The organism is Streptomyces brevispora (genome assembly GCF_007829885.1).
In the GTDB taxonomy this organism is placed as follows: domain Bacteria; phylum Actinomycetota; class Actinomycetes; order Streptomycetales; family Streptomycetaceae; genus Streptomyces; species Streptomyces brevispora.
This window is the reverse complement of the sequence record NZ_VIWW01000001.1, coordinates 4,139,264-4,151,383: the sequence shown is the minus strand read 5'-3', so window position 1 is coordinate 4,151,383 and position 12,120 is coordinate 4,139,264. Positions and strand designations below refer to the sequence as shown.

The 12,120-nt window shown below is 70.5% G+C and carries 9 protein-coding genes; 8 read left to right on the top strand and 1 reads right to left on the bottom strand.

Annotated features, from left to right (window positions below; translation table 11 throughout):
- The first annotated feature begins 4 nt into the window (after positions 1–4).
- From fomD to FHX80_RS19445, 3 genes are all read left to right on the top strand, one after another.
- A complete protein-coding gene (gene fomD, locus FHX80_RS19455) occupies positions 5–703 on the top strand; it encodes a cytidylyl-2-hydroxypropylphosphonate hydrolase (RefSeq protein WP_145765354.1) in 699 nt (232 codons plus the stop codon).
- A gap of 386 nt (positions 704–1,089) precedes the next feature.
- Positions 1,090–3,006 (top strand): SpoIIE family protein phosphatase, encoded by a 1,917-nt coding sequence (locus FHX80_RS19450; protein ID WP_145765353.1) that lies wholly within the window; start codon positions 1,090–1,092, stop codon positions 3,004–3,006.
- A 123-nt stretch (positions 3,007–3,129) separates the two neighbouring features.
- On the top strand, positions 3,130–4,599 hold the full coding sequence (locus FHX80_RS19445) for a catalase (protein ID WP_145765352.1): 1,470 nt from the start codon (positions 3,130–3,132) through the stop codon (positions 4,597–4,599).
- Between the two features lie 70 nt (positions 4,600–4,669).
- Here the strand turns inward: FHX80_RS19445 and FHX80_RS19440 are convergent, their stop codons facing one another.
- On the bottom strand, positions 4,670–6,967 hold the full coding sequence (locus FHX80_RS19440; protein WP_145765351.1) for a transglycosylase domain-containing protein: 2,298 nt from the start codon (positions 6,965–6,967) through the stop codon (positions 4,670–4,672).
- A gap of 222 nt (positions 6,968–7,189) precedes the next feature.
- On the opposite strand from FHX80_RS19440, the gene FHX80_RS19435 reads away from it, so the two are divergent.
- The 5 genes from FHX80_RS19435 (at position 7,190) to FHX80_RS19415 (ending at position 12,112) form a co-directional block, all read left to right on the top strand.
- Complete coding sequence (locus FHX80_RS19435; protein WP_145765350.1) at positions 7,190–8,161, top strand: SPFH domain-containing protein; 972 nt, start codon at positions 7,190–7,192, stop codon at positions 8,159–8,161.
- The gene (locus FHX80_RS19430; RefSeq protein WP_375885304.1) at positions 8,107–8,391 is read left to right on the top strand and encodes a type II toxin-antitoxin system antitoxin; all 285 of its coding nucleotides are present in this window, start codon (positions 8,107–8,109) and stop codon (positions 8,389–8,391) included. Before FHX80_RS19435 ends, FHX80_RS19430 begins: the two co-directional genes overlap by 55 nt.
- A gap of 120 nt (positions 8,392–8,511) precedes the next feature.
- On the top strand, positions 8,512–9,036 hold the full coding sequence (locus FHX80_RS19425; protein WP_145765348.1) for a PadR family transcriptional regulator: 525 nt from the start codon (positions 8,512–8,514) through the stop codon (positions 9,034–9,036).
- Positions 9,033–9,719 (top strand): ABC transporter ATP-binding protein, encoded by a 687-nt coding sequence (locus tag FHX80_RS19420; RefSeq protein ID WP_145765347.1) that lies wholly within the window; start codon positions 9,033–9,035, stop codon positions 9,717–9,719. Before FHX80_RS19425 ends, FHX80_RS19420 begins: the two co-directional genes overlap by 4 nt.
- Positions 9,716–12,112, top strand: a complete 2,397-nt coding sequence (locus tag FHX80_RS19415) for an FtsX-like permease family protein (protein ID WP_145765346.1) — start codon at positions 9,716–9,718, stop codon at positions 12,110–12,112. Before FHX80_RS19420 ends, FHX80_RS19415 begins: the two co-directional genes overlap by 4 nt.
- Positions 12,113–12,120 lie beyond the last annotated feature (8 nt).

Below are 12,120 nucleotides of genomic sequence, written 5' to 3'. Positions count from 1 at the left end.
CTTCATGGCAGGTACCGGAGACATCGAGCACTGGGCGCCGGGTGATCAGATCCTGTGGCGCTACCGCGGCATCGGACCACTGCGGCACGGCCCCGCGCCCGGCCGGACGCCGAACCCGGTGCACATCTGCCGTCCGGTCACCGTCGCGCAGGACACCGACGAGCTGCTCGCCGTCTGGGTGGCGCCCGGCACCGAGTGCGTGAAGCCGGTGCTGGCGAACGGCACCGACGTGCACGCCGAGCCGCTCGCCACCCGGTACACCGCACCGCGCACCACCGCCCGCTCGCCCTGGCTGGGCAGCGGGGTGCTGAAGCTGGCCAGGCCCGGCGAGCCGTGGTCGGTCTGGCTGTTCTGGGAGCACGGCTGGCAGTTCCGCAGCTGGTACGTGAACCTGGAGGAACCGCGTACCCGCTGGGCCGGCGGCATCGACTCCGAGGACCACTTCCTCGACATCTCCGTCTACCCGGACCGCAGCTGGCTCTGGCGCGACGAGGACGAGTTCGCCCAAGCCCAGCGGGTCGGCCTGATGTCCTCCGCGACCGCGCGGCGGGTGCGGGCGGCGGGGCGCGCGGCGGTCGGGGTGATCCGCGAATGGGGGGCGCCGTTCCGGGACGGCTGGGAGGACTGGCGGCCGGATCCGCACTGGCGGGTACCCGCGCTTCCGGATGACTGGGACCGCACCCCCTCCGCCATGCCGTCGTGAGACCCTTGATGCACCCCAGGGGGACAAACGTAGGATCGTCCCGATGAAGGCCGATCCACCCCAACCCACGGGCGCCGCACACGAGCTGACCGTAGATCATCACGTCATCGCACGAGCTGCACGCTTCATGGCCCGCATCAGTCGTACGAGTCGCACGAGTTGCCCGAACCGCATGAGCCACTACGAGGGGGTGGAGATGTGCACGCTTTTCGCAGCTCCACCACGGAAAACGTTGTCACCGATTCCGATCCCGGACGTCCGGTTTCGGCCCGGTGTTCCGGGGCAAACGGTGTCAGCCGTTGTCATTGCCGCTCCTGCCGGGGGACAGTAGCGCCCCACAAGGTGATTGCCTCATACAACCGGCCCGGACGGACGGAACCCCAAGCGTGACGGAGCATCCCACCTCCCACGAAGGCCGGCAGCCTCTCGCCGCCCGGCCACAGGAACGCACCCGGCCGCGGCAGCGGGACGCCGCGTCGGCGCCCGCCGCCGCCACCACGGCGATCCCGGCCCCGGCCAAGGGCCCCGGTCCGACCGCGGCCGGGTCGGGGCCCGCGGCGGGCCCCGACCCGCAGGCGGCAGCCCGCCGCGAGGGCGACCGGCTGCGCTTCGTGGGTGCCGCGACCCGCCGGATCGCCCGCGGGATAGATCTGGACGAGATCGTGCTGGGTCTGTGCCGGGCCAGCGTGCCGACGTTCTCCGACGCCATACTGGTCTACCTCCGCGACCCGCTGCCGGTCGGCGACGAGCGCCCCGTCAACCCGTTCGTGCTGCGGCTGCGCCGCTCCGACCGGCTGCGGCTGAGCGACGAGATCACCGACGGGCTCTCGGAGAGCGAGCGGCTCCGGCCGGCCGTCATCGATCCGCAGACCGACCTGACGCCCGCCGCCGAACTGTGCGAGGTCCTCCCCGGCGGTGCGCTGGCCGAGGTGCTGCGCGGGGTGCGGCCGGTCTTCGGCGACTCCGCCGCGGCCCGTGCCGCACTGCCCGAGCTGCTCGGCGCGGGCCGTACGGTGCCGTCCGGACACCGGGCGATCCTGGCCCCGCTGCGCGGCCGGCGCCGGGTGATCGGCGCGGCGGTCTTCCTGCGCGGTACCGAACGCCCGCCGTTCGAGGCCAACGACCTGCTGGTCGCGGCCCAGCTGGCGACGCACACCGCGCTCGGCATCGACAAGGCCGTGCTGTACGGGCGCGAGGCCTACATCGCCGACGAGCTCCAGCGCACCATGCTGCCCGACTCGCTGCCGCAGCCCACCGGTGTCCGGCTCGCCTCCCGCTACCTCCCGGCCGCCGAGACGGCCCGGGTCGGCGGCGACTGGTACGACGCGATCCCGCTGCCCGGCAGCAGGGTCGCCCTGGTCGTCGGCGACGTCATGGGCCACTCCATGACCTCCGCCGCGATCATGGGCCAGCTGCGCACCACCGCACAGACCCTGGCCGGTCTCGACCTGCCGCCGCAGGAGGTGCTGCACCACCTCGACGAGCAGGCGCAGCGGCTCGGCAGCGACCGCATGGCGACCTGCCTGTACGCGGTGTACGACCCGGTCGCGCACCGCATCACCATCGCCAACGCCGGGCACCCGCCGCCCGTGCTGCTCCACCTCGGCGGCCACGCCGAGGTGCTGCGGGTGCCGCCCGGTGCCCCGATCGGCGTCGGCGGGGTCGACTTCGAGGCCGTCGAGCTGGACGCGCCCGCGGGCGCCACCCTGCTCCTCTACACCGACGGTCTGGTGGAGTCCCGCCTCCGGGACGTCTGGACCGGCATCGAGCAGCTGCGCGAGCGGCTGGCCACCACCGCCCGGCTGACCGGGCCCGACCACTCGCCGCCGCTGGAGGCCCTCTGCGACGACGTGCTGGACATGCTCGGTCCCGGCGACCGGGACGACGACATCGCCCTGCTCGCCGCCCGCTTCGACGGGATCGCGCCGAGCGATGTCGCCTACTGGTTCCTGGAGCCGGAGGACTCCGCCCCGGGACGGGCCCGCAGGCTGGCCCGCCGCGCGCTCAGCCGATGGGGTCTGGACGACCTGTCGGACTCGGTGGAGCTGCTGGTCAGCGAGGTGGTGACCAACGCCGTGCGGTATGCGGAGCGGCCGGTGACGCTGCGGCTGCTGCGGACCGACATCCTGCGCTGCGAGGTCGGTGACGACTCTCCGCAACTGCCCCGCCAGCGCCGTGCCCGGGACATGGACGAGGGCGGCCGCGGTCTGTTCCTGGTGAACCGGCTGGCCCGGCGGTGGGGTGCGACGCGCCTGTCGTCGGGCAAGGTCGTCTGGTTCGAGATGCCGACCGGAGTTCAGTAGCCGGGCCCCGAGCGGGAACCGTCACGGACGGTATCCAAATGTTGCCGACCTCCTGTCGGCGGAGTTGACTTCAGACGTGTACGACGCGACCTGATCGATACCCCCACCGACGGGAGGACGCTCGTGGCCGAGGAATCCAGGACCAAGAACGCCCCTTACACCACGAACAACGCCGGAATCCCGGTGGAGAGCGACGAACACTCGCTCACCGTCGGGACGGACGGCCCGATCCTGCTGCAGGATCACTATTTGATCGAGAAGATGGCCCAGTTCAACCGTGAACGGGTCCCCGAGCGCGTGGTCCATGCGAAGGGGTCCGGCGCGTACGGCATCTTCCAGGTGACCAACGACGTCAGCCAGTTCACCAAGGCCGACCTCTTCCAGCCGGGCAAACAGACCGCCATGCTCGCCCGCTTCTCCACGGTCGCCGGTGAACAGGGCTCCCCCGACACCTGGCGCGACCCCCGCGGTTTCGCGCTGAAGTTCTACACCGAGCACGGCAACTACGACATGGTCGGCAACAACACGCCGGTCTTCTTCGTGCGGGACCCGATGAAGTTCCAGGACTTCATCCGCTCGCAGAAGCGCCGCCCCGACAGCGGGGTGCGCGACCACGACATGCAGTGGGACTTCTGGACCCTCTCCCCCGAGAGCGCGCACCAGGTGACGTGGCTGATGGGCGACCGGGGCATCCCCAAGACGTACCGGAACATGGACGGCTTCAGCTCGCACACCTACATGTGGGTGAACGCGGGCGGCGAGCGGTTCTGGGTCAAGTACCACTTCAAGACCGACCAGGGCATCGAGTTCTTCACCCAGGACGAGGCCGACGCGATGGCCGGGACCGACGGTGACGTCCACCGCCGGGACCTGTTCGAGTCGATCAAGCGCGGCGACCACCCGAGCTGGACGCTCTCGGTCCAGATCATGCCGTTCGACGACGCCCCGGACTACCGGTTCAACCCGTTCGACCTGACCAAGGTCTGGCCGCACGGCGACTACCCGCTGACCGAGGTCGGCCGGATGACGCTGAACGAGAACCCCGAGGACTTCTTCGTCCACATCGAGCAGTCGTCCTTCGAGCCGTCGAACCTGGTGCCCGGCATCGGTCCGTCGCCCGACAAGATGCTGCTGGGCCGGCTGTTCTCGTACCCGGACACCCACCGGTACCGGATCGGCCCGAACTACGCGCAGCTCCCGCCGAACCGGCCGCGCTTCTCGCGCAACTCGTACTCGAAGGACGGCCCGATGCGGTACGAGCCGTCGCGTACGGGCGCGGTCTACGCCCCGAACTCGTACGGCGGTCCGGCGGCGGACACCGACCGCTTCGGCGAGCCGGCCGGCTGGGCCACCGCGGGCGAGATGGTGCACGAGGCGTACACGCTGCGCCGGGACGACGACGACTGGGGCCAGGCGGGCACGTTGGTGCGTACGGTCCTCGACGACGCGGCGCGGGAACGGCTGGTGTCCAACATTTCCGGCCATCTGCTGGACGGTGTGAGCCGCCCCGTTCTGGACCGGGCGCTGCAGTACTGGCGCAACGTGGACAAGGACCTCGGCGACCGGGTCGCGAAGAAGGTCAACGGCGGCTGACCCCGGCCGCCGGAACGACGGAACGGGCGGTGTACGAGGAGGACTCCTCGTACACCGCCCGTTCCGGTGGTCACTGCGTCAGGCTGTTGTCGCCGTTGGGCCGGCTGTCCCCCGGGTTCACCGGGGGGTCGGTCGGGCTCGTCGGTCCCGGCTCGGTCGTCGGGTCGGTGGGCGGGTCCGTCGTCGGGTCGTCCGAGGGAGTGACGGGCGGCGGTGTCACCGGCGTCTCGCTCCGCGTCGGCGGATTCGACGACGGGGGCGGGCTGGACGGCCTCTTCGACGGGGACGCCTTGTCGGAGGGCGAGGTGCTCGGGCTGGGCGAGCTGGTGTCCGGCGGCGGGGTGACCGCCGCGCCCATGTCGGTGTCGAGGTCGAACTTGCTCGGCGCGCCCATCGCCTGAGCGGTGAAGTCCGCCCAGATCTCGGCCGGGAAGCCACCGCCGTTGACCCGGCCGCCACCGCCGGCGCCCTTCAGCGGCACCTGGGACCCGGTCCGCAGCTTCTTGCCGTCGTCGGCGGTGCGGGGGAAGGCGGCCTCACCGAAGAGGCCCACCGAGGTGACCAGGTCCGGGGTGTAGCCGGTGAACCAGGCCGACTTGTTGTCGTCCGACGTACCGGTCTTGCCCGCGATCTGCTGGTCGGCCAGTCCCTCGGCGTTACGCACCGCCTGGTGGGCCGTACCGTCGTCGACCACACCGGTCAGCACGGAGGTCACGGAGTCCGCGGCCTGGCGCTTGATCACCTGGTCGCCGATCGCGTCGGGCAGCTTGACCGGTTCGTCGCCCTGCTTCTGGGCGGACTTCACGATCTGCGGCGTGACCTTCTTGCCGTGGTTGTCGAGGGTCGCGTAGATCCCGGCCATCTCCATCGGGCTCGCGCCCATGGAGCCGAGTGTCTGCGCCGGCACCGCCGGGAGTCCCTTCACATCCATGCCGAGCTTGCCCGCGGTCTGCATCACGCGGTCCATGCCGACGTCCACGCCCATCTGCGCGAAGACGGAGTTGATGGACTTGTTCATCGCGGTCTGGACGGTGACCTGGCCGTAGTTCTGGTCGTCCTCGTTCTCCGGTGCGAAGGCGTCGTCGCTGCCCTTGACCGGGCGCTTGCTCGTGCCGTCGTAGCGGGTGTTGGCGGTGATCTGCTGGTCGTCCTGGGTCTGCGACTCCTGGTCGAGTGCGGCGGCGAGGATGATCGGCTTGAAGGTGGAGGCGGGCTGGTAGTCGCGCCGGGTGGCGTTCGACGTCCAGTGCTCGGTCAGGCCGCGTCCGCCGTACAGGGCGAGCACCTTGCCGGTCTTCGGTTCGACCGAGACCGCGCCGGCCTGGACGTCCTTGTCGAGCTTGCGCCCCTTGGTGTCCAGCTTGTCGATCAGCTTCGTCTTGACCGACTTCTCCAGCTGCCGCTGCTTCTTCTTGTCGATGTTGACGATGATCGTCCAGCCGCCGACGTCGAACTGCGCGTCGGTGATGTTCTCCTGCTTCTGCACCACCGCACGGGCCGCGTTGACGATGTAGCCCTTCTGGCCGGTGATCCCCTCCGCCGGCTTCGGGGTCTGCGGAATCTTGAACTTCATCCCCTGGCGCGCGCCGGAGTCCAGCCAGTGCTCCCCGACCATGTTGTCCAGCACGTAGTTCCAGCGCTCCTTGACGAGCGCCTTCCCCCTCGGGGTGGCGACGGCCCAGTCGTACTGGCTCGGGGCCTGGAGCAGGGCTGCGAGGTAGGCGCCCTCGGCGACGTCCAGGTCCTTGGCGTCCTTGCCGTAGTACGCCTGTGCCGCGGCCTGGATCCCGTAGGCGCCGCGGCCGTAGTAACTGGTGTTGATGTACCCGGCGAGGATCTCGCTCTTGCTCCGCTGCTGGTCGACCTTCAGCGAGATGACCAGCTCTTTGAGCTTGCGGGTGACCGTCTGGTCCGCGTCGAGGTAGTAGTTCTTGACGTACTGCTGGGTGATGGTCGAGCCACCCTGCTTGCCCTTGCCGGAAACGGTGTTGATCAGGCCACGGGCGGTGCCTTTGAAGTCGACGCCCTGGTCGTGGTAGAAGGACTTGTTCTCGGCGGCCACGAAGGTCCGCTGAACGTCCTTGGGCACCTCGGCGAGGCTCACTATCTCCCGGTTGATCTCGCCCGTCCGGGCCAGCAACGTGCCGTCGGAGTACTTGTAGACGTTGGCCTGGAGCCTGGCCTGCGCGTTGCCCTCCGGTACCTGCACGACCATGTAGAGCACGGCGAACGCGCCCATGCCCAGCAGGCAGAGCCCGAAGGCCGCGCCCAGTAGTTTTCGCCAGGTGAAGAGCCTGCGTATGCCGCCGCTCTTCACGGCCCGCCGCGACCCGTGCCGCTGGGCTCGTCGCGCATCCGCTCGACCCATTGCTGTGTTGCTCCCGTTTCTCTGCTCGACCGGATCAGCTCGGACCTGCCAGCTAACACCGTTGGCAAGGGCGGAAAGCCAACGATCCACCCGTTTCCGTACGTGACAATCAGCACCCGCTTTCAAGGGAACCGACTCATGAGAGGCGCTCAGGGTTGCCAAATCAGTTAATGTGTAATCACATTGCTAGCGTTGTGCCAGCCCATCCACACGGGGGATTCCATGACTGACCCACACGTTCCGGCCACCACCACCACACCGTCGGCCGACCTCACGCCGGACGCGCCGCAGATGCCGGAACCGCAGGTCCGCGAGACGAAGGCGCACAGCATCGCGGGCGGCCTCGGCCTGCTGCTGACGGTGATCGGCGTGATCGTCGGCGTCGGGCTGGCCATCGTCGGCGGCGTCATCGGCTCGAACGGGAACAACGGCGTCGGCGTCCCGGTCTGCGTCCTCGGGGTGTTGCTCGTCATCGTCTCGTTCTTCTGCATGGGCGGTGTGAAGATGGTCGCACCGGGCGAGGCCCGGGTCATCCAGCTCTTCGGCCGGTACGTGGGCACGATCCGTTCCGACGGTCTGCGCTGGATCAACCCGCTGACCTCCAGCCGCAAGATCTCCACCCGCGTCCGCAACCACGAGACCGCGGTCCTCAAGGTCAACGACGCCTACGGCAACCCGATCGAGCTGGCCGCGATCGTCGTCTGGAAGGTCGAGGACACCGCACAGGCCCTCTTCGAGGTCGACGACTTCCTTGAGTTCGTCGCCACCCAGACCGAGGCGGCCGTCCGGCACATCGCGATCGAGTACCCGTACGACGCCCACGACGAGGGTGGCCTCTCGCTGCGGGGCAACGCCGAGGAGATCACCGAGAAGCTGGCCGTGGAGCTGACGGCACGGGTGCAGGCCGCGGGCGTCCGGATCATCGAGTCGCGCTTCAGCCACCTCGCGTACGCCCCCGAGATCGCCTCCGCGATGCTCCAGCGCCAGCAGGCCGGCGCCGTGGTCGCGGCGCGGCAGCAGATCGTGGAGGGCGCCGTCGGCATGGTCGAGATGGCTCTCAGCCGGATCGCCGAGCAGGACATCGTCGAGCTCGACCCGGAGCGGAAGGCGGCCATGGTGAGCAATCTGATGGTGGTGCTGTGCGGCGACCGCGCGGTGCAGCCGGTCCTCAACACGGGCACGCTCTACCAGTGACGGACGAAACGCCGCGGCGCAGGCCGCAGCAGCGCAAGCAGATGCTGCTGCGGCTGGATCCCGCGGTACACGACGCACTGGCACGCTGGGCGTCGGACGAGCTGCGCAGCGCGAACGCGCAGATCGAGTTCCTGCTGCGGCGGGCGCTCGCGGAGGCGGGGCGGCTGCCCGGCGGGGCCGCACCGATCCGGCGCCGGGGGCGGCCGCCGGGGGCGCCCGAGCCGGAATGACCGCCCGAAGGACCCGCCCCGGAACTCCGTTCCCCGGCGTTCCCCGGCCGCGGGGCGGGCCCGCGAGCGACGGAGCGACCGGTATACACGCGAGGTATACACACCGTGTACAGTGCCCGCATGTCTATCGGCCACACCCTGCTCGGGCTCCTTGAGTCCGGCCCCCGCCACGGCTACGACCTCAAGCGGACGTTCGACGAGAAGTTCGGTCACGACCGCCCGCTGCACTACGGGCAGGTCTACTCGACCATGTCCCGGCTCCTCAAGAACGGCCTCGTCGAGGTCGACGGCGTGGAGACCGACGGCGGTCCCGAGCGCAAGCGCTACGCCATCACCGACGCCGGCATCAGCGACGTCGCCACCTGGCTGGCGCAGCCCGAGAAGCCGGAGCCGTATCTCCAGTCGACCCTCTACACCAAGGTCGTCCTGGCGATGCTCACCGGCCGCAGCGCCGCCGGGGTGCTGGACGCCCAGCGCTCCGAGCACCTGCGCCTGATGCGCATCCTCACCGACCGCAAGCGCCAGGGCGACCTCGCCGACCAGCTGATCTGCGACCACGCCCTGTTCCACCTCGAAGCCGATCTGCGCTGGCTGGAACTGACCGCCGCACGGCTCGACAAGCTCGCCGAGGTGGTAGCCCCGTGACCCCCGCCGGTTCGCTGCTCGCAGCCCACGACCTGCACAAGACGTACGGGACGACACCCGCGCTCGACGGCGCCTCGTTCTCCGTCCACCCCGGCGAGGTCGTCGCCGTGATGGGCCCCTCCGGCTCCGGCAAGTCCACCCTGCTGCACTGCCTCGCCGGGATCATCACCCCCGACTCCGGCACCATCACCTACGCCGGCCGGGAGCTGTCGGCGATGTCCGACGCCGAGCGCAGCGCCCTGCGCCGCAGCGAGTTCGGCTTCGTGTTCCAGTTCGGCCAGCTCGTCCCCGAGCTGACCTGCGTGGAGAACGTGGCCCTGCCGCTCCGGCTGAACGGCACCCGGCGCAAGGCCGCCGAGCGCACCGCCCTGGAGTGGATGGAGCGCCTGGAGGTCGACGACCTCGGCGCCAAGCGTCCCGGCGAGGTGTCCGGCGGCCAGGGCCAGCGCGTCGCCGTGGCCCGCGCACTGGCCGCCTCCCCGAAGGTGATCTTCGCGGACGAGCCGACCGGCGCCCTGGACTCCCTCAACGGCGAACGCGTCATGCAGCTGCTCACCGAGGCGGCCCGGTCCGCCAACGTCGCCGTGGTCCTGGTGACCCACGAGGCCCGTGTCGCCGCCTACTCCGACCGCGACGTCACCGTGCGCGACGGCCGGGCCCGCGACCTGGAGCACTCCATATGACCCTGCTCGACCGGAAGAGGGCCCCGGCCGGACCGGTGCCTCCTGCCCAGGCCCCGTCCCGCACCGCTCCCTGGCTGCGCGACCTCGGGCTCGGCATCCGGTTCGCCGCCGGCGGCGGCCGCGAGGGCTGGGTCCGCACCCTGCTCACCGCCGTCGGCGTGGGACTCGGTGTGGCGCTGCTGCTCACCGCCTCCTCCGTGCCGCACGCGCTCGACGAGCGGTCCGCCCGGGACCAGTCCCGCTCCGTGACCAAGATCTCCGGCTTCCCCGGCGCCTCGGCGAAGAAGTCGGACAGCACGGTCCTGCGGATAGAAGCGAGCACCGCGTACCACGGCCGCCCCGTCACGGGCTTCCTGATGCGCGCCGACGGCGGCCACCCGGTCGTCCCCCCGGGCATCGACACCCTCCCCGCCCCCGGCGAGATGGTGGTCTCCCCCGCGCTCGGGAAACTCCTCGACTCCCCGGAGAACGCGCTGCTCAAGGAGCGGCTGCCGTACGAAGTGACCGGCACGATCGCGGACACGGGCCTGCGCTCCCCCGGCGAGCTGTGGTTCTACGCCGGCAGCGACACCCTGACCGGAGCGGCCGGCGGCCAGCGGATCGCGGGATACGGCGGCACCGGACCTGCCGACCCACTGCCGCCGATGCTCGTCGTGCTGGCCGCCATGGTCTGCGTGGTGCTGCTGGCCCCCGTGGCCATCTTCATCGCCACCGCCGTGCGCTTCGGCGGCGACCGCCGCGACCGCCGTCTCGCCGCGCTGCGCCTGGTGGGTGCGGACATCCGGATGACCCACAGGATCGCAGCCGGCGAGGCCCTGTTCGGTGCGGTCCTCGGCCTCGTCATCGGCCTCGTCGTCTTCCTGGTGGGACGTCACTTCGTCGGATACGTCGAGGTGTGGGACTTCAGCGCCTTCCCCGCCGACCTGGCCCCGGACACCCGGATCGCCGCACTGATCGCCGTCGCGGTGCCGCTCACCTCGGTGCTCGTCACCCTGATCGCGATGCGGTCCGTGGTCATAGAGCCGCTGGGTGTCGTACGCAACGGCGGCAGCCGCAAGCGCCGCCTGTGGTGGCGGCTGCTGCTGCCGGTCGCCGGGCTCGCGGTCTTCGGAGTCACCGGCAGGTTCGAGGAGTACGGACCCGTCAACCCGTACCCGATCGTCATAGGCGCGGTGCTGGTCCTGCTCGGGCTCGCCCTGCTCCTGCCCTGGCTGGTCGAGGCCTGCGTGAAACGGCTGCGCGGCGGCCCGGTCCCCTGGCAGCTGGCCACCCGCCGGCTCCAGCTGAGCAGCGGGGCTGCCTCCCGCGCGGTCAGCGGCGTCACCGTCGCCGTGGCCGGTGCGGTGGCCCTGCAGATGCTGTTCGCCGCGATGAACGACGACTTCAACAAGATCACCGGCCAGGACCCGTCCCGCGCCCAGATCTACATCGCCTCCGAGATCGTCAGCGGCGACGCCGCCCTGAACACGATCAAGGAACTCCGCGCCACCAAGGGTGTCGCCAAGGTCATCGGCACGGTCGAGGCATACGCGACCAAGCCGGGAAAGTACGCCGACGACGACCTCCAGCCCACCACGTCGTTCAGCGTCGGGGACTGCGCGACCCTGCGCGAGCTCGCCCGGATCACGTCCTGCCGGGACGGCGACACCTTCGTCGTCCACCCCAGGGACAAGGGGCAGGCCGGGTGGGTCGACCAGACCGCCCGCAAGGGCAAGGTGATCGAGTTCGGTTCCTACGGCCGGGGCAAGCCGCTGCACTGGACGCTGCCGGCCGACAGCCCGACCGTCAGAGGCAGGACAGACCCGTTCGGCGAGGAACACTCGGGCATCATGGTCACGCCGGGGGCGATCGACGCGCGGTCCTTGCCAGGAGCCGAGACCATCGCACAGATCAGCATCGACGAACACGTCCCCGACGCCGCCGAGTACGTACGCAACACGGCGGCCCGTCTCGACCCCGGCATGCGCGTGTCCGCCCTGGCCGCGGTCGAGCGCGACCGGCAGTACGCGAGCGTCCGGACCGGCCTGCAGGTCGGCGCGACCGCCACCCTGCTGCTGATCGCCGCGTCCATGCTGGTCTCCCAGTTGGAGCAGCTGCGCGAGCGCAAGCGGCTGCTGTCGGTCCTGGTCGCCTTCGGCGCCCGCCGGGTCACCCTCGGCTGGTCGGTGCTGTGGCAGACCGCGATCCCGGTGGTCATCGGGCTCGTGGTGGCGGTGGCCGGCGGCCTCGCCCTCGGCGCCACGCTGTGCTGGATGGTCGGCAAGGAAGCGACCGACTGGTGGCTGTTCCTGCCGATGGCGGGCGCGGGTGCGGCCCTCATCCTGGTGGTCACCCTGCTCTCCCTGCCACCGCTGTGGCGCATGATGCGCCCCGACGGGCTGCGCAGCGAGTAGCGCCCTGA